The sequence below is a fragment of the Spongiibacter sp. IMCC21906 genome (assembly GCF_001010805.1).
Classification (GTDB): Bacteria; Pseudomonadota; Gammaproteobacteria; order Pseudomonadales; family Spongiibacteraceae; genus Spongiibacter.
Map to the genome: position 1 here is coordinate 1,217,958 of NZ_CP011477.1, position 21,650 is coordinate 1,239,607.

The following is a 21,650-nucleotide window of genomic DNA, read 5'->3' on the forward strand; positions in this document are numbered from 1 at the left end:
AGGCACTTTTTCTCGGTACCAGACCCTCAGCGACCTCGTTCAAACAGATCGACGAGTTCAACGATCTTATCTCTTTGCTCATCCAAAGAGCCTTCTCTAAGTGCACCTTCAATACAGGAATTTGCATGATCACGTAGAAGTTCGGTTTCAACTTTTTTCAACGCGGCTTTCGTGGCCTGAATTTGTTGCAAGATGTCGACACAGTAGCCCCCTCTGTCAGGATAGTTGTCGTGTCCAATTTTCAATTAATACTCGGGGGGCGCTCAGGAATGAGCAATGAAACAATACCCAGAAGAACGCAAGCAGGCGGTGCTTAGAAGAATGATGCCGCCAGAAAACACCCCGGTACGCGTGCTATCAGAAGAGACGGGAATCTCCGACGTGACCCTGTATCATTGGCGCAAACAAGCCCGATCAGGAGGGATGGTAGTGCCAGGGGATGGAAGGAATCCGGAAGGTTGGTCGCCCGAAGACAAGTTTGCAGTCGTGCTGGAGACCGCCGCTCTGAACGAGGCGGAGGTGGCCGAGTACTGCCGCAAGAAGGGGCTGTATGCGGAGCAGATACTGGCGTGGAAAGAGGTTTGCATGCACGCCAATGCCACGGCAGTAGAACAGGCCAGGTCAGCGCGGGATCAGGCTCGATCGGCGAAGAAAGAGATCAAGGAGCTGAAGCGCGATCTGCGTCATAAAGAGAAGGCGCTGGCGGAAACCGCTGCGTTACTGGTGCTTCGAAAAAAGATGCATGCGATCTGGGGCGAGGGAGAGGACGAATGATTAGCACCCCAGATCGCGAGCGAGCCGTCAGGCTGATCAAGGAAACAACCGATGCTGGTGCCCGGACCTTCAGGGCGTGCGCAGAAATGGGCATAGCCATGCGCACCTATCAGCGCTGGACCCGGGAGGGGGATGTTAAGGCAGATGGTCGCCCTGGTGCGACCCGTCCGCCACCGGTTCACAAACTGACACAGCAAGAGCGCGAGGCCGTGCTGGTCGCCGTGAATAGCCCAGTACACAGAAGCCTGCCACCCAGCCAGATTGTACCGGCCCTGGCGGATGAAGGGTGCTTTATCGCCTCTGAGTCCACGTTCTATCGTGTGCTTCGTGAACAGAGCCAACAGCAGCACCGGGGCCGCAGTAAGGCACCGACCGCCAAGCCACTCAACACGCACTGTGCCACCGGCCCGAATCAGGTGTGGTGTTGGGACGTGACCTGGTTGCCCGGTCCTGCCAAAGGAATCTTCTTCTACCTGTACCTCATCCTCGACCTGTACAGCCGCAAGATTGTGGGCTGGGAAATCCATGAGGGAGAGTCCAGTGAACTGGCGTCAGAACTGGTAACCAAGGCGTATTTACGTGAGGGTATTGCCGGTGTACACCTGGTTCTGCACTCGGACAACGGCAGCCCGATGAAAGGCGCGTCACTGATGGAAACCCTGTACCGACTGGGTATCATGTCGTCCTATAGCCGCCCTCGGGTCAGTAACGATAATGCCTATGCTGAGTCGATCTTCCGAACGTGCAAGTACCGCCCTGATTACCCTTACAAAGGCTTTGCAACACTGGGCGATGCCCGGGCCTGGGTACTCCAATTTGCGACCTGGTATAACCAGGAACACAAGCACAGCGGGTTGAAGTTCATCACTCCGGCGCAACGGCATAGTGGCCAGACGACAGAAGTCATACAACAGCGAAAGGCCGTTTACGAGGCCGCGAAAGCAGCCAATCCGAAGCGCTGGTCGGGGAGAACTCGGAATTGGGATTTGCCAGAAGAGGTCTGGTTGAATCCTGAGAAGGAGAGTCGCAGCTTAGAGGCCGCTGCGTAAAAAACACGACAACTATGCTGACAAACAGCGGTAGCGACCTTGTTCCAGCATTCGATCTACGCCGCGGACTTGACCTTCGATTCGCTTAAGGCGCCTCGAAATCGCTTTTCGAGAGGCGGGCAAATCTGATTTTTCAAGGTTGGACATGGTGTTATCACTCGGTCGACATACTCCTTAGGAGTATACAACGACCATCAGCTTGATATCAGTCTCGAGTTCTCACGTGACCGTTGATGCGCAGCCAAGATTGAATGATTTTAACCCTAATCGCTTGGTCTTGTTAAATACTACCGGGGAGTATATAGTGGCAAGCATGTCGATCCTCCGCCTTTTTATATCTTCGTTTCTGGTCCTCCCCTTGGTCTTAGGCGCGGGTGTCGGGGTGTGCTATGCAAATGCAAGCACAGGGATAGACGAACATGCGCATCATTCAGTCGATGGTGGACCGTGCGATGGTGAGTGTTCTTATGACCATTGCTTTACCCATTGTGCGGTTAATGCCACAGAGCATCTCCAACAGGATGCCCTCCAACCGACGACGCGCATCGATGACCTCGACGACAATCTTGTCGCTGTATTCAAATTCAGTGAATCCATATGGCCTCAAGCGCAGGTCACTTCGAACTCGGCACGCGAGCATGTTCCGCCTCAGAGAACAGTCGATTCGCCAGTTCATCGTTATGATCGCCTGCTGAATTAGCCTGCCAACTTTTTGATGTCAGTGGCCTATCGTCGTCATTGACTGGATAGTGCCAATTTCCAAAACTAAGTTATTCCGCCAGGGCGTGCTTTTTACGCCGGGATAGCGCGCAAGCAACCAAGCTTATTTGTTGGAGCGAACAATGAACAACCAAACGATGTATTCGAAATCAAGACGCCGCTTTATAACGCAAGCGGGTGCTACAGGTGCAATCCTTGGGCTCAATTCTTTGGTCCCGGCTTTTGCCGGAGGAACCTTAGGCTTAAGTCCCGAACAAGCAACCGGCCCGATTGATCTCAATATTACCCGTCAGCCCCTTGATATTGGCGGGCGAATGGGCGATACGGTGACGATCAGTGGTTCCATTCCCGGTCCGCTTGTTCGCCTAAAAGAAGGGCAGGACGCAGTTATTAGGGTCACAAATCAACTGGATGAAGACACTTCCATTCACTGGCATGGCTTACTGCTCCCCTATGAAATGGATGGCGTCCCCGGTGTCAGCTATGCGGGTATCAAGCCAGGTGAGACGTTTCGTTACGCCTTTCCGGTAAAGCAAAGTGGCACGTACTGGTATCACAGTCATTCTGGATTGCAGGAACAGCAAGGTCACTATGGGCCGTTAATTATTGATCCGATTGCCCCCGAACCGTTTGCATACGACCGCGAATATGTGGTCATGCTTTCTGACTGGACGTTTGAGAACCCAATGAGCGTTCTGAAGAAACTGAAGAAGCAAAGCGATTACTACAACTATCAACGCCGAACAGTTCCCGAGTTGTTTAATGATGCTGAAGAAAACGGTTGGGGTAAAACGGTTCGAGAACGCATGGTCTGGGCGCGATCGCGGATGGCGCCTACGGATATCGCCGACGTAAGCGCTGCGACCTATACCTATTTAATGAATGGAATGGCACCAGATTCCAATTGGACAGGCTTGTTTCGGCCGGGAGAGCGCATACGCCTGCGGTTTATCAATGGCGCTGCGATGAGCTACTTCGATGTCCGCATCCCGGGACTGAAAATGACCGTGGTACAAGCAGATGGGCAGAATGTTCAGCCGGTCGCTATTGATGAATTTCGAATTGGCGTGGCGGAAACCTATGACGTCATTGTCGAGCCTGTCGACGAGGCGGCATACACGATTTTCGCAGCCTCCATGGACCGCAGCGGTTATGCGCGCGGAACCCTGGCATCCAAAGCAGGGCTCGAGGCAGCAATACCGCCGCTAGGCAATCCTCCGGTGCGCACAATGAAGGATATGGGCATGGGTGCGATGGCCATGCCGGGTATGACGTCGGCACCCAAAGATGGCGTGCCTGCGATGAACATGAAAGATGGGACTATGGCGATGCCGGGTGAAATGCCTGCTAAGAAGCAGACGATGGACAGTATGGACATGTCACGCAATAGAGGCACTGGCATGTCAACAGCATCATCGCCAGTAAAGCATGGCCCGGACCGTCACGGTAAAGGCAACACAATGGTTGCTGAATTTCCGAGTAATCGCCTGAGCGAACCGGGTGACGGACTGGAGAACAATGGCCGTCGCGTGTTGGTGTACACCGATTTACGCAGCCTGTCGCCGTATCCCGATCAACGGACTCCGGAACGCGAAGTAGAATTGCACCTGACCGGCGTGATGGATCGGTACATGTGGTCGTTCGATGGTAAAAAGTTTTCTGAAGTGGATGGTCCTGTCCACTTTAAGTATGGCGAACGCCTGCGCTTGGTGCTGGTCAACGACACCATGATGGAACATCCGATTCACCTGCACGGTATGTGGATGGAACTCGAGAATGGCGCCGGTGAATACCGGCCACGCAAACACACGCTCAACGTGAAGCCTGGTGAGCGGCTGACCGCGCTGATCAGTGCAGATGCCCCCGGCAACTGGGCCTTCCACTGCCACCTGTTGTATCACTTGGACATGGGTATGTTTCGAGTGGTGTCGGTGACCAATGATGCAGTGTCATCGGAGAACCGCAATGGATAATCAATTGCTCACCACATCCCCCTCGATTCGAATTGTGCTAGGCAGCTTTTTGATTGTTCTCCATACGTTTGCTTTTGCGGAGGAATCCGGTTGGCCGGAACCCGTTGAAGACAACTTACCGCTGGGTATGATCATCGCAGACCAGTTCGAGTATCGCGATAACGACGGCGCAGATACGTTGCGCTGGGATATGCAGGGCTGGTATGGCACCGACACCAACAAACTGTGGATGAAATTTGAAGGTGACGACCAGACTTCAGCAAACGGCGGCGAGTTGGAACTTCAAGCGCTCTATAGCCGAATGATCGCGCCGTTTTGGGATTTGCAGGTCGGCCTGCGCTATGACCGACAGTATGGCTCTGGCCCCGATCAGGATCGCAGTTTTGCGGTGCTGGGCGTCCAAGGTTTAGCGCCTTATCGATTCGAAGTCGAGCCCGCCCTCTTTATCAGCGAGGATGGCGACGTCTCGGCTAGATTAGTAGGCACTTACGACCTGTTGTTCTCGCAACGCCTCATACTGCAACCTCGATTTGAAACCAATATTGCAGCCAGTTCAGTACCTAGATTTGGCGTCGGTAGCGGGTTGAATGATGTGCAACTAGGTCTGCGATTGCGTTACGAAGTTCGTCGAGAATTCGCTCCATATATTGGCGTCAGCTGGAAGCGCCAATATGGCGACACGGCTGATCTGACACGCGCTGAAGGCGGAGACGTTGATAATCTGGCATTGGTTGCCGGCTTTAGAGTGTGGTTCTAACTCGTGCATACCGAACATTCTAATTATTTGATGGGAGTTGTACCCAATGTTACCGATTGAACAAATCCACCCATTGGTCGTGCATTTCCCAATCGTCTTTGCACTATTGCTCGCAATGTTCGATTTGGTCGTTGTTTTTCGAGGGTTGTCCCTCGATGGTCGTGGCGCTATTGCTAATATCTCGGCTGGACTCGGGCTAGGCGCGGGGCTGGCCGCCGCAGTAGCTTTTGTTTTTGGTGACCTTGCGCTCGATGTCGCGCTGGCCAACGGTACGTCCCTTGCAATATTAGAAAGGCATGAGGAGTTGGGAAGTATTACAGCAGGTGTCTTAGTGGCTTGGGGGCTGCTACGCGCAGTTATTTGGTGGCGAGGCACCGTTCTATCGAGGCGCCTCTGCTGGGGTGCAGTGGTATTCGAGCTGGCGATTGCAGGACTGATCGTCACAACTGCTTATTTTGGTGGTCAACTCGTCTATGAATTCGGCGTCGGTGTTTCGTTGCCGTCGGGACTTTAGACTGTTTTGGTTGGGGCATGAGTCTAAATGGTTGGACTTTATTGTCCGCGTTCACTGATATGCGGAACCTGTTAGTCACCTAAGAGGGCGAGTCCTTTCTCACAGACAATACTTGTGAGCTGTGTTGACCATTGAGAGAGGGGGCTGAATATCAATTTGGCTTACATTTATGTCCTATGGCCGATTCCATTTGGATGTCTAAAAAAGATAACTACTGAGGGCATCCTTTTTAATTGAATTTCTGCAATAGACGCTACCCTTCGGGTGTCATTTCGCCCTCTCCCGCAAACGACCCCTTGGCGGGCACGGTAATGCCAAGCGTCGTCACAAGCAGGTCGACTTTCTTGATCGAGATACCGAAGGCCAGAAGCAAAAACGGGTCACCTTCGAGCGTTGATACAGTGTCCTCCCCGTAAATACGAATTAACCTGTCCGCGAGCCCTATCGGCAGGTTTGATGTTTGCAGCCACTCAATAGTGCTGTATAAGCCGTCTGAGGGCCATTTCTCAATGAGTCTTTCTATTATGGTGTCAGACACTCCTGAAACCCTCCTGAGGGCTTCTACGTCCCTTTTAGTCACTATCTCATTTATGTTTGGCAAGGCTCGAACGACGCGCCTAGCTTTTACATCGCCGCACCCTTCTATGTTCTTAGCGATCCATCGTGCCAGTAGTTCTCCTGAGGGTCTGATGAACTTTGCCTTTTTTACCTTGATGCGATCCTCGATTACTTGGAAGTTGTCTTTCTTGTAACTCTCGTGGCTTAGTTCTCCTTGTACTTCCCACACGGATCCAACGGTGGCCACGCCGTTTGTTCGCTTAGGCATTAGGATTGCAAGCCCATGAGGGCGGCTTAGTATCGAGCCGTCGTCGTTGATCTGATAGGCAGTTAGTAGGCCACAGTTTCTTTCCTTGGCGATTTGGATTCTCATCTCGGTAGCATTCCGGTTTGCTGCATGACTTGTTCCATGGCTGCGTACTTGCGTAAACGCGCCCTCAGCTCGGAGTTTTCTGCTTTTACTCGCGCGAGCTCATCCATTAACCTGGATACCTCCATATTGGTTTTCGCAACACGCTTTTCAGACCGCTCTCGAGCTGCCTCGTGCGCCTTTTTATCTTGCTCTTTGGCTCCGTACCAGAGGGATTCAGCCTCTTCGATTAACGCGCGTACAGTTGGATTCTGATTTACGACAGAGCGGCTGAAATCCAACTCAGCACAAAGTGCCTGACGATTGACCTTTCCTTGTCGCTCGTACTCTCCGAAATCCTTCTGAATATTCCTCTCGGTAATCCAGGTAGTTAATCGTTGCACGTTTTCTTGAGCTTTCTGTTGACCGTTGCTCATTCTGCGTACTTCTTCTGCAGGGCAATCCCGAGTGGTGACCCATCAATAAACTCAAGAGGATCAATGCCTTTCCTTCGTGCAACCAGCGCTGCGTAAGCGAGACGTTCACGCTCTCTCGCTAGTTGTTCTTCGAGGGTTTCAATGGTTTTCTTGAGTGTGTCAATTTGGTGTTCAAGCTCGCCCTTGCGAATGCGCTCGCTATTCAGACCTCGCTCCATTTTTTTATGCTTAGCGACCAGCTTCTTTGCGAGCGCGTAATCTTCCTTGATGTTTTGATGACGGTAGAGGGTTGTCCGATTCACACCGACTTCAGACGCAATGAATTCCCAGCTGAACTGGTCGGGAGGGAGGTCTTTATTCTTAAATCGTCGGAGTATTGTTTTTGCGAGTTCAATTTGATCTCGTGACATCGCCATAACTAATCTCCACATCCGAATGGGCAGTCGTTGGGGTCGCTGCCTTCAAGGTAAAACGGTCTTATCTCAGTGCTTTCAATGCTATCTCGACGCGAGTGCGTTTCGAGGATCATCGTGGCGTTCTTGAACGCGGGCGTGCGAGCGTCCAAGTGGACCTGAGCTGCTGTGATACCAAGTTGTTTCTGGTTTTCCAGTCTGGCGAGTTCGCGTTGTTCTCGATCTGCCCATGCTGTTAGTCGTTCGATTTGGCCAGCGTCGCCCAAGTCGATGATGTAGTCCTTGCAGCCTTTGCCATCCTTCCCGCTGAGGCAGTGCATGCTCATTTCACATGGCTTGAGCGCGAGCTCACGTTTGCACATTCCTCGATCTGAGTGGTGAACGGTGACTAGCTCATGGTCGAGAAAATCGTCAATCATTTCCACGTGGAGTTCGTTTTCTTGAAAGTGGCGTAATTTTGCGGGAACGTGGCCTACAAATCGACTTGAGTCTTCTTTCATCGCGGCTTTGACATGTTCCGCGCGTTCACGGTCTGTTCTGTGGTCGTATTGAGCCCCCTGGTTTGGGTCACGGCCCATCCATAAGTTAACCACCTCTGACGACGCGCCACTTCTGAAAAGACTTGTTGTTTTCCAGTGTCTCCCTTTATGGGTTTGAAACTCCGATATTATCTTTTTGTCGTTCGTTATTCCGTAACGCTCGAAAAGGCCTGGGTAATCGTATCTTCCACCACCAACGAAGGAGTAGGTGAGCGTTTTGTAGCCAAGGATTGTAGGAACGAAACGTTGACCTCCTCCATTGCTTGTCTTGCCAGTAAGCATCAGATAGTCAGACACCTTCTGCTTGATATGGAAGCTTTTGGAGTCAATGCGAACGGCAAGTACATTGTTTGTACTTTCATCGATGTTAAGGGCATCTTCGTAAATTTCTGCTTCCGCGTTTAGGTTCGATTCCTTAAACCGCTGTAAGACGAAGTCGTGTATTGACTCCTGTTTGATGAGGTAGCAAGTCTTACTGGTGTATCCAAATAAGTCGGAGTTTGACTTACTATAGGCCGCCTGCTTCTCCGAAATGACAAGTCCGTGTTTATGAAGTCTCTTTCTCTCCTTTGCGTCTACGGCAATGGATGTGGTTGAGTGAAAAATGTCGCCGAGGAAAAGCGTGTTGAATGAGCCGACGTCGATCCATTCGTTGTGGTCGTAGCCACCGAGGCAGTATGTCTCTAAAAGCGTTTCGGCATCCTTCTTCGTCAAGACTTTTCTCATGTAGCCGCGATGATTTTTGGCCTCATGCGTTTTCATAGTGAAAACTCTGAAAGCTGCTCCCTCTCGCTCTTTCTTGAGGAAGATTTTCAGACGAGTGTTTTCTTTCGGGCAATGGTTAATTTCTCGATTATGAACGATCGAGCTGATCTCTAGGTCTGTTAAGTGATTTGCACGGAACGCTATCTCGTAATCGATTCGATCGAGTACGTTTTTGCCAAGCGCTCGGTATCTGACGTGCCTCGTTGTGTCATTAGGGTCGACCTCGAAAATGATTCCGCACTTTTCAAACTGGATGCGAGCTAACCTGTATGCGTAGCGATCGCTCGTAACCTGAAGTGGTAAAAGCTTCTGCAATTCGCTAACGGTGTAGTACTGATCCGGATGGACTGTGCCGCGCATTTTCTCTTGCCATGCTTTACGTGCACACCGTTCCTTCTCGTCAAGGAACGAATGCAGTTGGTGTAATTTCGCAGCGAAGTCATCTTCTTTCTCTTTGCGAAAGCGCGTCAGGGCCTCGTCGACTTCAGTTAGTCGGCCTGTCGTCTCTAGTTCAATCGCACGTTTCCGGTACGGCTCCGTAATCCGTTGAATTTCTCGAATGGACGTCTCAAAGACCTCCTGCCATTCGGTTGGCACATACCGAGCGATGGGTGGCTTGCCTTTCTCTGTCCACACAATAAAGAACATCTTCCCGTCCCTGTATTGGATGGGTTCCTTTGGTAAGCGGAGGGTTTCACCAATACGTAACCCCATTCCGTATTGAAATGATTGGGCCAACACTGAGATCATGTCGTTGGCCCATTGTAGGGTGTCTTCTTCGTTTTCGGCAATTTTCCAGCGAGCTTCGAGCAAGTTCTGGATCAAATTCCGTGAAGGCATCCTGGCCGGAATCGCCGGAAGTTGTGATAGGAGGAAACCCGATGAAAGATCAATTGGAGTAGCTATCAGGTTGCGTTTTTCGAGCCACTTGATCTGTGCATTACACTTATTAATTAGGTCGTTTTGACCCCGAGGTGTGCGGTCGTTGATCTCATTCAGGAACGTGTTGTACGAATCTTGGTTGAGCTGCGAAAGGGTGGTGATCTTCGTGTGTTGAATCAGCTTCCGAAGTCCCTGTGTTTGACCTATTAGGGTGGGGAGGGAACCTTTCAGGCGGTTGTCGTATAAAAGCTCGATGATCTGACACTTCAAGCAACCAATAAGCTCTCCTGCTGCGCGTTCCTCAGTGGTTCTTGCAAATAAAACACTCTCTCCGCCGTTGGCTCGATACCTCCAGGTGTCATGCTCCCATTCTGAGTCTGGATGAAAGAGTTTGGCCTTTTTAATTTCTTCAAATTGTGCTTTCCCACGATCCATGTAATCTGCTAGGCGGTCAGTCGCGGCGAGTGTTCTGGCATTTGGGAAGGTGATTGCGTTAGTCATCTTCAGTCACCAATGCATCCTTCTGTCCGCCCTGAGGCAACGCGTTATGCGCGTTCATGCCGTCATTGATATTGAAAACGGCGTCGCGGTTTTCAGTGTATTTTATGGCAGCTTCTACGCCGGCAAGGGCGTCATCGAGAACATATTGGATTTCACCAGTTGATGATCCTTGCGTGGCTAGATCATGAAACTCAACGATGACTTCTTTGGCTCGCTGGTGGCCTTCTGCGTTGTCATTCGGTTTGAACTCAGGACAGCTGTAGCAGGCAATCGCTGGTTCCAAGTGGCACGGAGAGCCTTTATAGCAACCGCCCACCGTTGTGAAGGTCTTGCGCTCCGTTATTTCCTTTGTATACATATTTGAGGACTCCACATCCTTCGACATGAAGCGAGCCACGAAGTCTTTTTGCTCTACGCGCGCTGATGTCGCACTTTGAATAACCTCCCAGAGATGTTCAGTGTTTTTGAAGTAGTGTTTGACTGTTTCAGGCCCGCTGTGATCAAGCCGTTCAGCTACCTCTTCTGCTGACATTCCCTGTGTTACGGAAGCCGTGCCCAGCGTGTAACGAAAGCGATATACGGTAAGATTGAACCGGCTTTTGGTTTGTGGCGACTTGGGCAAAAACTCCTCGACTTCTTTTACTCTTCGCAGAATGGCGTGTTGGCCTATGTGAAAGCTAAAATGTTTCTTTGCTTTGGGGTAAAGGTGAGTGTTGGGGTTGAGTGCGCTTTTTTGGGCGATGGACGATACACCGTCGCCCTCTTTAAGACCACCAAAGCGCCGTTGTATCAGAGGCATGTCATCCAATCCGAAGTATGCTTTCGTCCATTGGTTAGTTTCGATCATCCGCTCAATCAGGTGGCCCAATCTCTCTGAGAGCATTCGCCTTTTGAATTGCCCTCTCCTTGTTTTTTGCTTCTGCTTCACACGTGGTACGTTGAGCCAATACACACCGTTCTGTGGGTTATAATGGAAGTCAGACTCTTTGAGGAGTGCAATTTGTATTGGTCGCAATCCCCATTCAACACATAGCTGAGTTACTACTCGTGAGTCCAATGGAATAGGTGACCGGTCGTTGTCAAGAGCTTCCCTTATGAGGCCCATTTCTTCGCGTGTAAACGGGCCCGAAATGTTGTCCATCAAATAGAGACGCATATAAGAATTTGATTGTATTCCTACCTTGCTGCCCAGTATTTCTTCTGCTTCGTCGGGAGAAAGACCTGGATATTCATGCGCGATAAGGTAGGTTGTGAGCTGTTTAGCGACCACAACTGTAGTTGATAGATCATGGCCGCCATTCGAATCAAGGGCTAGGCGCGTCAAATGCCCCTTTATTGCATTTGATATAGAATCTTCATTGCTGCGGCATGCATTAACGAGGGAAAGTAGCGCAGGTATGTAATTTCGCAGTGTTAATGGGAGATAGACCTTGAAAGCCCGTTGAGCGATCGTATCAACGATGCCCTCGAAATCATTTTCGTCTCCATTAAGTGTGTTTAGGCCATGGATGTGCTCGGACAACCCGTTGTCATCGACTATCGCTATCCGGTCCAGCCAGCGTCCATATTCGTCGCGGACTTCAACGTGATATCCGAGCCTATTGGTGATGTATCGCTGATCCGCTGGAAAGACAGCACGAAGCGATCGGTTGTCGAGAAACTCGATCTCTGCCGAAGGCTCTAGCTGGAGAGCTGGGTTCTTATTCATCGCTATATTCCCTTAGTGATTGGGTCTGTGCTGACAGTGTCATCTGCCAGACCTTTCGCTCGATAGAGCCGGCTGGATAATGACTTGTCATTTGGCTTCCATGGGCCCAGCCTCCGGCATACTCCTGAATGCTTTTTTTCACAGACTCCCGCATCAGTGGCGACATATGCTGCTGTTCCGCATGTTGTGAATCAATCGCATCGTGAAGAAGGTCATGGAATGTGTTTCGGAGCCGATGTGGACTCAATACCCCTGTGAATGCTGGGTACTTGTCTATGATTTTGCTGGTCATGTGATTGACCGAGCGAAGACTCAATGGCTTCCCGCCTTTGGTGGAGAGGAATAGAAAGTCCGTTGATAAATGCCCCCGGAATTGTGGTCGCTCATGTACGATGTAATGCTTAAATATCTCCGCGATGTCGTTGGTAAGAGCCACCTTCCGTCCCTTTGTCTTAGGCGAAGGGTTTATCTTATGGCCAGTCTTGCGCGGGGCTTTCATTGGGTCCTTGACGACCTCGAAGTATTTTTCGCGACCTGATACTTGTACGTCCTGTAGCCTTAGTAGCACTGATTCGCCGCGCCTGTTTCCGCCTAATCCTAGGGTGAGAAACATCACGTAGTTACGCCACTTGGTCGCTTCGTATTTGAATGGGTTCAGCTCTGAATAAGGATTGATGATTTCCCAAAAGAGCACTCGCAGCTCAGGCTGTAGCCCAATTCGCGTCTTCTGGGTCGCGTTCCAGGGTGTCTTTTCGAGAAGTTGAAAGGACTTCTCCATCACGAGGCGCTTATTTTTAGCATGCTCTAATTTTTGGGCGTTATTCGACGCTCGGCTTTGATAAGTGTCCCACCAAAAGTAGATGAAAGCTTTTGCGGTGACAATCTTCGCGCGGTAGGTCTGTTCAGCAACAAGTTCTCCGGTAGCACGGTTTGCCATTAAGAATGCTGATAACGCTTCGAGTTGTCCGATTTGGAAGTTGGTTAACGATGACATCATGTGAGGGAAGTTGATCCCTTCGCATTCACAGAAGCGATAGAAGTCGATGATTGCAGTTGCTCGAAGCCGAATGGTTCCTATTGTTTGATTCCTATTCAGCAGGCCCAGCAAGTAGGGAGCACTAATTAAGTCGACTTCGCCATTGATTAAGATCAGTGGGATGTCGTGCCCTCCGAGGCTTGTGAATGGCGTTTCTGCAATTTGATACCTAGCTTTCATAGCGCAACATAAAAAAGATCGTCATGTAATATGAATGGTTTAAGTTAGAGGTATATGCGACAAAATGCAACAAATAGTAGATGTGTCAGGTAATAAAAAACCCCGTAAAAAACGCAACACTGAAGTGCTACGCTCCTACGGGGTTATATCGCCTAAAAAGCTTTGAATTATAGGGTTTGAAGAGATTTCTGATTAGTTTTGCAACAAAATTCCCTCTTTGTCACGAATGCAGCGCAGCCCTTACCAACTCAACGCCCCACCAGTCTGATACTCAATCACTCGCGTCTCAAAGAAGTTCTTCTCTTTACGCAAATCCATAATCTCGCTCATCCACGGGAAGGGGTTTTGCGCGCCGGGGAATTGCTCTTTCAGGCCGAGCTGATTGAGGCGGCGGTTGGCGATGAAGTGGAGGTATTCTTCCATCATTGCGGCGTTCATGCCGAGTACGCCTCTGGGCATGGAGTCTTTGGCGTATTCGATTTCTAGCTGGGTGCCTTCGACGATCATTTGGCTGACTTCGTCCTGGAATTTTTCGCTCCACAGGTGTGGGTTTTCCAGTTTGATCTGGTTGATCATGTCGATGCCGAAGTTGAGGTGCATGGACTCGTCCCGGAGGATGTACTGGAACTGTTCAGCCACGCCGGTCATTTTGTTGCGGCGGCCCATGGACAAAATTTGGGTGAAGCCGCAGTAGAAGAAGATGCCTTCGGTGACGCCGTAGAAACCGATCAGGTTACGGAGCAGTTCTTGGTCTGCTTCGGGTGTGCCGGTTTTGAAGTTGGGATCGCCCAATGCTTGGGTGTGCTTGAGGCTCCATGCGGCTTTTCTGGCGATGGAGGGCAGCTCCCGGTACATGTTGAAGACTTCCGCTTCGTCCATGCCCAGTGACTCTACACAGTATTGGTAGGCGTGGGTGTGGATGGCTTCTTCAAAGGCTTGGCGCAACAGGTATTGGCGGCACTCGGGGTTGGTGATGTGGCGGTAGACGGCCAGCACCAGGTTGTTGGCGACCAGTGAGTCGGCTGTTGAGAAGTAACCCAGTGAGCGCATAACAATGCGGCGCTCGTCGTCGCTCAGGCCTTCTGGGTTTTTCCAGCAGGCGATGTCGGCGGTCATGTTGACTTCTTGGGGCATCCAGTGATTGGCGCAACCGTCGAGGTATTTCTGCCAAGCCCAGTCGTATTTAAACGGCACCAGCTGGTTGAGGTCGACGTGGCAGTTGATGATGCGTTTGTCTTCTACCCGCAGGCGGGCGGCACCCATTTCCAGTTCTTCTAAACCGGCGGCAACGTCTAAATTGTCGACAGCGGCTTGGGCTTTTTCGACAATCGCGTTGTCACTGGCTTTTTCTGCCGGTGGATTCTGGCTGGCCACCGCAGGGCGGGGTGCCGTTTCTGCTTGTGGCGCTTCTGCCTGGGGCGCGCTGGCAGCTTTTTGTGCTACTGCTTGCTCTTGCGCTGCTTTGGCCGCGGCTTCCTGGCCCGGTTTGACGGGAGTAATGGGTTCTTCGTTATCAAAATCGTCCCAGCTCAGCATTGTTGACTCACCTCGGTATTCATCTATTTGCGGTTTGCGTCGAATTTTTTATTTGTGCGTATGTGCGTATGCGAGGGCGGCTAGCGCCCTCGCTTAGCCGTTACTGGCAGGCTTCGCAATCTGGGTCGTCCAGAGAGCAGGCTGCCGGTACGGGGGCGGCTTCGGCGACGGCGGCCGCTTGCGAAGACACCTTGTTCATGGAGCTTTGGTCTACCGTCGATTTTTCGGTAGAGCTGGCGGCCAGGGCACGGAGGTAATACGTGGTTTTGAGGCCACGAAACCATGCCATGCGGTAGGTCAGGTCCAGCTTTTTGCCTGAAGCGCCAGCAATGTAAAGGTTCAGGGACTGGGCCTGGTCAATCCATTTTTGGCGGCGGCTGGCGGCATCGACCAACCAGCGAGGTTCCACTTCAAAGGCGGTGGCGTACAGGGCTTTTAGATCGTCGGGTACCCGGTCAATTTTCTGCACTGAGCCTTCGTAGTATTTCAGGTCGTTTACCATAACCGAGTCCCACAGGCCGCGGTCTTTCAGGTCGCGAACCAGATAGGGATTCACGACGGTGAACTCGCCTGACAGGTTCGACTTGACGTACAGGTTTTGATACGTCGGCTCAATGGATTGCGACACGCCGGTAATGTTAGCGATGGTGGCGGTGGGGGCAATGGCCATGACGTTGGAGTTGCGCATGCCTTGGGTTTTGACCGTTTCGCGCAGGCTGTCCCAGTCTAAGGTCTGGCTCTCGTCCATTTCGATGTAGTCGCTGCCACGGGCTTCTTTGAGCAGTTTAATAGAATCGATAGGCAGAGTGCCTTGGCTCCACAAAGAGCCTTCGTAGCTTTGATAGCTGCCGCGTTCTGCCGCCAGGTCGCTGGAGGCTTTTATCGCGTAGTAGCTGATTGCTTCCATAGACGTGTCGGCAAAGGCGACGGCCTCGTCAGAAGAGTAAGCGATATGCTGCTTGTATAGCGCATCTTGAAAGCCCATTAAGCCCAGCCCGACAGGGCGGTGCTTAAAGTTGGAGTTTTGCGCTTGGGGCACACTGTAGTAGTTGATGTCGATAACGTTATCGAGCATCCGCACTGCCGTTTTAATGGTGCGCTCCAGCTTGGCCATATTTAATTGGCCATCGATAATATGCTGGGCCAGGTTGACCGAACCCAGGTTACAGACTGCGATCTCATCCTTGTTGGTGTTCAAGGTGATCTCGGTGCACAGGTTTGAGCTGTGAACCACGCCGGTGTGCTGCTGCGGGCTGCGCAGGTTGCAGGGATCTTTAAAGGTGATCCAGGGGTGGCCGGTTTCAAACAGCATGGACAGTACTTTGCGCCACATGTCAGCCGCTTTAACGCGCTTGTAGAGTTTGATCTCACCTTTGCGGGTCATTTCTTCGTAGTGCTCAAAGCGCTCTTCAAAGGCTTTGCCGTAAAGATCGTGCAGGTCGGGGACATCGTTGGGTGAGAACAGTGTCCATTCGCCGTCTTGGAAAACCCGCTTCATAAACAAGTCGGGAATCCAGTTGGCGGTGTTCATGTCGTGGGTGCGGCGGCGATCATCACCGGTGTTTTTACGCAGCTCGAGAAATTCCTCGATGTCCATGTGCCAGGTTTCTAAGTAGGCACATACCGCGCCCTTACGCTTGCCACCCTGGTTAACTGCTACGGCGGTGTCGTTAACCACTTTTAAGAAGGGCACAACGCCTTGTGATTTGCCGTTGGTGCCTTTGATGTAAGCGCCCAGGCCGCGAACTGGCGTCCAGTCATTACCCAGGCCGCCCGCAAATTTAGACAGCATGGCGTTGTCTTGAATGGCGCCGTAAATACCGTGTAGGTCGTCGGGCACCGTGGTCAGATAGCAGCTGGACAGCTGTGGACGCAGAGTGCCGGCGTTGAACAGGGTGGGGGTGGAGCTCATGTAATCGAAGGAACTGAGCAGGTTGTAGAATTCGATAGCCCGCTCGGTTTTGTTTTCTTCGCGCATGGCCAAGCCCATAGCAACCCGCATAAAGAAGATTTGGGGCAGCTCAATGCGCACTTCATTGCTGTGGATGAAGTAGCGGTCATACAAGGTTTGTAGACCGAGGTAGTGGAACAGGTGGTCGCGCTCAGGTTTGATGGCGGCACCCAGCTCGGCCAAGTTGTAGTCCCGCAGTTCTGGTGAGATCAGTTCCAGCTCAATGCCTTTTTCAATATAGATAGGCAGCGCTTTGGGGTAGTACACGGTCATGTCGTGCTGGGTGGCACTGTCGGCCACACCCATAAAGTTCAGGGCTTCGGCGCGGAGTTTGTCTAACAGTAGGCGAGCGGTGACCAAGCTGTAGTTGTGCTCTTTTTCTACCATGGCGCGGGCGGTAATCACCAGGGAGGTGTTCACTTCGCTTTCTGCTACGCCGTTGTAGAGGTTTTTCAATGCTTCGTTTAATACCGCTTCGGCAGAGACGTCTTTCAGGCCGTCACAGGCTTCGGCCACGATAAATTCTAAGCGGCCCAAGTCCAGTGGCGACTCGCTGCCGTCTGGGCGTTTTACATTAATGCTGGGGTGGGTTTTTTCGGCTTCGGGGGCGGCCTGGGCGCGTTCGTCGGCGCGGGCGGCTCGATACAGAACATAGCCACGGGCAATTTTGTGCTCGCCGCTGCGCATTAATGCCAGCTCGACTTGGTCTTGAATCTCTTCAATATGAATCGTGCCGCCGGAGGGCATGCGACGCTTGAAGGTGGCGCTGACTTGATCGGTGAGCTTGGCCACGGTTTCGTGGATGCGGGTAGAGGCCGCTGCATTGCCGCCTTCCACTGCCAAGAACGCCTTGGTGATGGCGACACTGATTTTGTCATCGGTGTAAGACACTACTGAGCCGTTGCGCTTGATGACCCGAAGTTGACCGGGGGCGGTCGCGGTCAGCTGCTCTTCGTTTTGGGATTGTGGTGGTGTGGTGGTAGTGGTGGTGCCAGTGTCTTGGTAGGTTTGCATGATTTCTCCGGCTCTTGCTTATCCTGTGGGCGATGTTGTTATTTTCCCGGTCGTGTAATGCAACGGAACGGGTAAAAATACGGCGCTTGGTAAGCGCGCGCATCGATTATTTAGGCTGAACAACTGGTTTTGAGGCTGGCATTGACTAGTGTTGCCTCAAGGGTGTAGGCCCTATATATAGGGCTTGGCGACTACAGCTCACAAGATAGTGCGGTTTTGGGCTGGGTGCAAGCACTAGATGCTGTGTTTGCTTTGTGGATAAGTTGTGGGTAAGCCTGGGGGTAAGCGGTGGGTGATTTTGACGCCCCGTATGCTGGGGCTTTCCGCTTGATAAGAGGCGTTGCTTGCCGGGTTTTACGATCTAGATTGAATTTGCATAAAGCCAAATTTTTATAAAACTTCTTGTTTGGGTGTGCTCAGTGGTGCTTCTTCTCGGGGAAAGGCAATAAGGTGTTCAAGCTGGGTGGTGACATTGAGGGCGTCGCCAAGTTGGTAGTCGTGATGGCTGGGAAGCAGGGCTTCTACTAATGAACCAGTGGGTAAACGCAGGGTGTAGAGTGTGGAGCTGCCAGAAAATAGCTTACGTTGTACCTCAGCCGAAATACCGCCGAGTGACGTTAACACGACATCGTCGGGACGCAGCAATACTTCTACCGGAGAGCCCGGTGGCCAGGGGTAGGCGCGGTTGCCAATCAGCAAGCCCAATTCGGTGTCGATTTGATTGCCTTCTTGGCCAATGCTGCCGGGAAGAAAGCTACCCTCACCAATAAAGCGGGCAACCACCGGGTTGACTGGCTCATGGTAGAGGTTGAAGGGGGTGTCCCACTGCTGCAGCTCGCCATCGTATAGCAGGCCTATTTGATCACTAAAAGCAAAGGCCTCCAGCTGATCGTGGGTGACCAAAATAGCGCTGATGCCCAGTTCTTTAAGAATGTCTCTAACTTCAAGGCTCAGGCGTTTTCGCAGATCGGCATCCAGGTTGGAAAAGGGCTCGTCCATCAGCAGCAGTTCTGGGCTGGGGGCCAATGCTCGGGCCAGTGCGACCCGTTGCTGCTGGCCGCCAGAAAGCTCGTGGGGGTAGCGATTTTCGACATTGCTTAAACGTACCAGCTCCAATAAGCGACTGACGGTGGCTTTTTGCTGGGCATTGCTCTGTTTACGTAGGCCAAAGCGGATATTGTCGTAAACGTTTAAATGAGGAAAAAGGGCGTAGTCCTGAAAGACCATGCCGATGTTGCGCTGATCGGGACTGAGGCTCTGGCCCGCGCTGCTCAGGGTTTTTCCGCCCAGTTCTATGTTGCCGCTCGCGATGTTTTGAAAGCCGGCAATGGCGCGCAGAATGGTGGTTTTACCGCAGCCGCTAGGCCCTAACAGGCAGCAAATGTCGCCGTCATTAACATGAAAGCTGACATCTTCGACGACGGTTTCTGCGTCGTATTGGCATTGAATATTGTCGACGACTAACAAGCGTGGCTCCAGTGGATGGTTGTATTGTGGGGCTTGCCTGTGGGCTTGGCTTGGGGTTGGTTCGCGGTGGGCACCCGTTCCCACAGGCTTGAGCTTGTCTGTGGGAGTTTGGGCTTAAGCCATCGCGGCTTGATTGAGTAAGAATTCGATCAAGGCTTTTTGGGCATGAAGGCGATTTTCAGCTTCGTCCCAAATAACGGTGTCGGGTGCATCCATTAATTCTGCGCTGATTTCTTCGCCACGCTTGGCAGGTAGACAATGCATATAGAGGGCGCCGGGGTTGGCCAAGTCCATCAGCGTGCGATTCACTTGGTAGCCAGATAGTTGGCGGCGGCGCTCGGCTTTTTCTTCTTCCTGGCCCATTGATGCCCACACGTCTGTCACCAGCAAGTCGGAGCCTCGGGCGGCATCGACTGGGTCGCGGACGACTTCGACTCGGTCGCCAGCTTCCTCTAGCAGGTCTTGGCGGGGGTCAAAGCCCTCCGGGCAGGCGACTTTTAAATTGAAATCAAACTGAATGGCGGCCTTGATGTAAGACTGGCACATGTTGTTGCCGTCACCAATCCAGGCGACTTGCTTGCCCTGGATACTGCCGCGATGCTCGACAAAGGTTTGAATGTCGGCCAACAGTTGGCAGGGGTGGTAGTCATCCGTCAGTGCGTTGATGACCGGCACGCGTGAGTATTCGGCAAAGCGCTCGATAATGCTGTGCTCAAAGGTGCGAATCATCACAATATCGCAGACCGAGGAGATGACGCGGGCGCTGTCTTCGATAGGTTCACCACGGCCCAGCTGGGTATCTCGGGGAGACAGGAAGATTGCGTGACCACCCAATTGCGCCATGCCAGCTTCGAAGGAGATACGCGTGCGGGTAGAGGCTTTTTCAAAGATCATGCCCATCACGTAGTTAGGAAAGCTGGCGCGGCTACGGCGGGCCTTTTGCTCGGCTTTTAGCTCGATAGCGCGCTGGATCACGTGATCCAGTTCAGCCGGACTCAGGTCCGAAAGGGTTAAAAAATGTCGTAGTGCCATAGCGGCGTTTACCTATCCTTGCATGGGGCTATTTTTATGGAGCTATGTTGGTCATAGCGAGTAGCCAATTTAGCGTGCAATAAACTATGCCGCATCCAACTGGGCTGTCCATTGATTGATCAGCTGGCAGAGTGTGGCGAGTAATTCGTCAATTTCTGATTTGCTAATAATGAGCGGCGGCAGCAAGCGCACAACGTGTTCTGCCGTCACATTGATAAGCAGACCCTGTTCCAGTGCTTTGCCAACCAGCTCGCCGCAGGGGGTATCGAGTTCAATACCTACCATAAAACCTTTTCCGCGCACGGCTTTCAGGTGTTTGTTGTCTGCCAAACGTTCTTTTAAGCCATCGATCAAGTATTGGCTGTTTTCAACAACCTGATCCATCAAGCCGTCGTTGAGGGTATTGACTACCGCGAGTGCTGCGGCGCAGGCCAGCGGGTTGCCGCCAAAGGTGGAACCGTGATTGCCGGGTTTAAACAGGCTGGCCGCTTTGCCGTGGGCCAGGCAGGCGCCAATGGGCACGCCGTTGCCAAGCCCTTTGGCGGTGACGACGACGTCGGGCATGACGTTGCTGTGTTGATAGGCAAAGTATTTTCCGGTGCGGCCGTTGCCAGTTTGGACCTCGTCCAGCATCAGTAGCCAGTCGTGCTCGTCGCAGAGTTTACGCAGGGCTTCTAAAAAACCGTCTGGCATAGGATGAACGCCGCCTTCACCTTGCACGGGCTCGATTAATACCGCGGCGATGCTGTCATTGTTTTTGGCGATGGTTTCCAGCGCTTGGATGTCACCAAATGGCGCGCGAGTAAAGCCCCGTACTAATGGCTCAAACCCTGCCTGAATTTTGCGATTGCCGGAGGCTGTCATGGTGGCTAGCGTCCGGCCATGAAAGGCTTGTTCCATCACCACAACGTGAGGAATTTCAATATTGCGGTTGTGGCCGTGCATTCTAGCGAGTTTAATGGCCGCTTCGTTGCCTTCGGCGCCTGAGTTACAGAAAAAGACGTTTTCCATGCCGCTGATGGCGCACAGCTTTTCTGCCAGCTCAGTTTGTTTTTGCACGTTATACAGGTTTGAGGTGTGAATGAGCTTGCCGGATTGCTCTATCAGCGCCTGAGTCACGGCGGGGTGATTGTGACCCAGCGCGTTTACGGCGATACCACTTACTGCATCCAAATAGCTTTTGTCTTTGTCATCAAACAGTCGTACGCCTTCACCACGCAGAAAAGTGACTGCCTGACGTCCGTATGTGTTCATTACTGCTGACTGTGTCATTAACGATTACTCCGCGCCTCAAGGGGCGCAAAAACGTAAAAAAGCAAAGCTTTGGAATTAAAAACGCAAAAAGGCAGCTAGAGCTGCCCTGTCGGATACGCAATAATATAAGGAACGCCCAGTAAATTCCAGCGCCTGAGGCCCGATAAACCGGGGCTTTGGTAAATGTATCTGCGGTAATCTTTTTATTGCGGCATATTCCTCGACAGTCTGACGAGAACGG

Annotated in this window: 17 protein-coding genes; 4 read left to right on the forward strand and 13 right to left on the reverse strand. The window is 52.0% G+C overall.

Annotation, left to right across the window (positions count from 1 at the left end):
• Positions 1-26 precede the first annotated feature (26 nt).
• Positions 27-245, reverse strand: coding sequence for a metal-sensitive transcriptional regulator (locus IMCC21906_RS16625; RefSeq protein ID WP_047011335.1), 219 nt, complete (start codon positions 243-245; stop codon positions 27-29).
• Positions 246-276: 31 nt separating this feature from the next.
• On the opposite strand from IMCC21906_RS16625, the gene IMCC21906_RS05560 reads away from it, so the two are divergent.
• A protein-coding gene (locus IMCC21906_RS05560) for an IS3 family transposase (protein WP_369795754.1) occupies positions 277-1,823 on the forward strand; the annotation gives its coding sequence in 2 pieces (ribosomal slippage) (positions 277-739 and positions 739-1,823; 1,548 coding nt in all).
• Between the two features lie 12 nt (positions 1,824-1,835).
• On the opposite strand, the gene IMCC21906_RS17220 is transcribed toward IMCC21906_RS05560, so the two are convergent.
• Positions 1,836-1,970, reverse strand: a complete 135-nt coding sequence (locus IMCC21906_RS17220) for a metal-sensing transcriptional repressor (protein WP_082117369.1) — start codon at positions 1,968-1,970, stop codon at positions 1,836-1,838.
• 695 nt (positions 1,971-2,665) lie between these two features.
• Here IMCC21906_RS17220 and IMCC21906_RS05570 point away from each other — a divergent pair.
• Genes IMCC21906_RS05570 through IMCC21906_RS05580 form a run of 3 tightly spaced genes read left to right on the forward strand, consistent with a single transcriptional unit; the run spans position 2,666 to position 5,787 of the window.
• Complete coding sequence (locus tag IMCC21906_RS05570) at positions 2,666-4,516, forward strand: copper resistance system multicopper oxidase (RefSeq protein ID WP_082117370.1); 1,851 nt, start codon at positions 2,666-2,668, stop codon at positions 4,514-4,516.
• Positions 4,509-5,273: a copper resistance protein B gene (locus IMCC21906_RS05575; protein WP_082117371.1), complete on the forward strand. Its 765-nt coding sequence runs from the start codon at positions 4,509-4,511 to the stop codon at positions 5,271-5,273. The genes IMCC21906_RS05570 and IMCC21906_RS05575 overlap by 8 nt, the downstream gene beginning before the upstream one ends.
• 46 nt (positions 5,274-5,319) lie before the next feature.
• Complete coding sequence (locus tag IMCC21906_RS05580; RefSeq protein WP_052763385.1) at positions 5,320-5,787, forward strand: DUF2231 domain-containing protein; 468 nt, start codon at positions 5,320-5,322, stop codon at positions 5,785-5,787.
• A gap of 253 nt (positions 5,788-6,040) precedes the next feature.
• Here IMCC21906_RS05580 and IMCC21906_RS05585 read toward each other — a convergent pair whose 3' ends face one another.
• The 11 genes from IMCC21906_RS05585 to IMCC21906_RS05635 form a co-directional block, all read right to left on the reverse strand.
• Positions 6,041-6,718, reverse strand: a complete 678-nt coding sequence (locus IMCC21906_RS05585) for a helix-hairpin-helix domain-containing protein (RefSeq protein ID WP_047011338.1) — start codon at positions 6,716-6,718, stop codon at positions 6,041-6,043.
• On the reverse strand, positions 6,715-7,131 hold the full coding sequence (locus tag IMCC21906_RS05590; RefSeq protein ID WP_047011339.1) for a hypothetical protein: 417 nt from the start codon (positions 7,129-7,131) through the stop codon (positions 6,715-6,717). Before IMCC21906_RS05590 ends, IMCC21906_RS05585 begins: the two co-directional genes overlap by 4 nt.
• Positions 7,128-7,547, reverse strand: coding sequence for a hypothetical protein (locus IMCC21906_RS05595; protein WP_047011340.1), 420 nt, complete (start codon positions 7,545-7,547; stop codon positions 7,128-7,130). Before IMCC21906_RS05595 ends, IMCC21906_RS05590 begins: the two co-directional genes overlap by 4 nt.
• 2 nt (positions 7,548-7,549) lie before the next feature.
• Positions 7,550-10,231, reverse strand: a complete 2,682-nt coding sequence (locus tag IMCC21906_RS05600; RefSeq protein ID WP_047011341.1) for a hypothetical protein — start codon at positions 10,229-10,231, stop codon at positions 7,550-7,552.
• Entirely contained in the window at positions 10,224-11,939 is a 1,716-nt protein-coding gene (locus IMCC21906_RS05605; protein WP_047011342.1) for a tyrosine-type recombinase/integrase, read from the reverse strand. Before IMCC21906_RS05605 ends, IMCC21906_RS05600 begins: the two co-directional genes overlap by 8 nt.
• Positions 11,932-13,155 carry a tyrosine-type recombinase/integrase gene (locus IMCC21906_RS05610; protein WP_047011343.1) on the reverse strand — a complete coding sequence of 408 codons (1,224 nt, stop codon included), beginning with the start codon at positions 13,153-13,155 and terminating at the stop codon, positions 11,932-11,934. The genes IMCC21906_RS05605 and IMCC21906_RS05610 overlap by 8 nt, the downstream gene beginning before the upstream one ends.
• Positions 13,156-13,395: 240 nt before the next feature.
• Positions 13,396-14,691, reverse strand: a complete 1,296-nt coding sequence (locus IMCC21906_RS05615) for a ribonucleotide-diphosphate reductase subunit beta (protein ID WP_047011344.1) — start codon at positions 14,689-14,691, stop codon at positions 13,396-13,398.
• A gap of 100 nt (positions 14,692-14,791) precedes the next feature.
• Positions 14,792-17,656 (reverse strand): ribonucleoside-diphosphate reductase subunit alpha, encoded by a 2,865-nt coding sequence (locus tag IMCC21906_RS05620; protein ID WP_047011345.1) that lies wholly within the window; start codon positions 17,654-17,656, stop codon positions 14,792-14,794.
• Positions 17,657-18,046: 390 nt separating this feature from the next.
• Complete coding sequence (locus tag IMCC21906_RS05625; RefSeq protein WP_082117372.1) at positions 18,047-19,123, reverse strand: ABC transporter ATP-binding protein; 1,077 nt, start codon at positions 19,121-19,123, stop codon at positions 18,047-18,049.
• 114 nt (positions 19,124-19,237) lie between these two features.
• The gene (gene argF / locus IMCC21906_RS05630; RefSeq protein WP_047011346.1) at positions 19,238-20,155 is read right to left on the reverse strand and encodes an ornithine carbamoyltransferase; all 918 of its coding nucleotides are present in this window, start codon (positions 20,153-20,155) and stop codon (positions 19,238-19,240) included.
• An 84-nt stretch (positions 20,156-20,239) separates the two neighbouring features.
• On the reverse strand, positions 20,240-21,427 hold the full coding sequence (locus IMCC21906_RS05635) for an acetylornithine transaminase (protein WP_047011347.1): 1,188 nt from the start codon (positions 21,425-21,427) through the stop codon (positions 20,240-20,242).
• Positions 21,428-21,650: the final 223 nt, after the last annotated feature.

Excerpts from the sequence above, each read along its gene's own strand:
- IMCC21906_RS05610 (WP_047011343.1), bottom strand. The coding sequence starts at position 13,155 with ATGAAAGCTAGGTATCAAATTGCAGAAACGCCATTCACAAGCCTCGGA.
- IMCC21906_RS05635 (WP_047011347.1), bottom strand. The coding sequence starts at position 21,427 with ATGACACAGTCAGCAGTAATGAACACATACGGACGTCAGGCAGTCACT.
- IMCC21906_RS05570 (WP_082117370.1), top strand. The coding sequence starts at position 2,666 with ATGAACAACCAAACGATGTATTCGAAATCAAGACGCCGCTTTATAACG.
- IMCC21906_RS05575 (WP_082117371.1), top strand. The coding sequence starts at position 4,509 with ATGGATAATCAATTGCTCACCACATCCCCCTCGATTCGAATTGTGCTA.
- IMCC21906_RS05605 (WP_047011342.1), bottom strand. The coding sequence starts at position 11,939 with ATGAATAAGAACCCAGCTCTCCAGCTAGAGCCTTCGGCAGAGATCGAG.
- IMCC21906_RS05595 (WP_047011340.1), bottom strand. The coding sequence starts at position 7,547 with ATGGCGATGTCACGAGATCAAATTGAACTCGCAAAAACAATACTCCGA.
- IMCC21906_RS05590 (WP_047011339.1), bottom strand. The coding sequence starts at position 7,131 with ATGAGCAACGGTCAACAGAAAGCTCAAGAAAACGTGCAACGATTAACT.
- IMCC21906_RS17220 (WP_082117369.1), bottom strand. The coding sequence starts at position 1,970 with ATGTCCAACCTTGAAAAATCAGATTTGCCCGCCTCTCGAAAAGCGATT.
- argF (WP_047011346.1), bottom strand. The coding sequence starts at position 20,155 with ATGGCACTACGACATTTTTTAACCCTTTCGGACCTGAGTCCGGCTGAA.
- IMCC21906_RS05600 (WP_047011341.1), bottom strand. The coding sequence starts at position 10,231 with ATGACTAACGCAATCACCTTCCCAAATGCCAGAACACTCGCCGCGACT.
- IMCC21906_RS05580 (WP_052763385.1), top strand. The coding sequence starts at position 5,320 with ATGTTACCGATTGAACAAATCCACCCATTGGTCGTGCATTTCCCAATC.
- IMCC21906_RS05585 (WP_047011338.1), bottom strand. The coding sequence starts at position 6,718 with ATGAGAATCCAAATCGCCAAGGAAAGAAACTGTGGCCTACTAACTGCC.
- IMCC21906_RS05615 (WP_047011344.1), bottom strand. The coding sequence starts at position 14,691 with ATGCTGAGCTGGGACGATTTTGATAACGAAGAACCCATTACTCCCGTC.
- IMCC21906_RS05620 (WP_047011345.1), bottom strand. The coding sequence starts at position 17,656 with ATGCAAACCTACCAAGACACTGGCACCACCACTACCACCACACCACCA.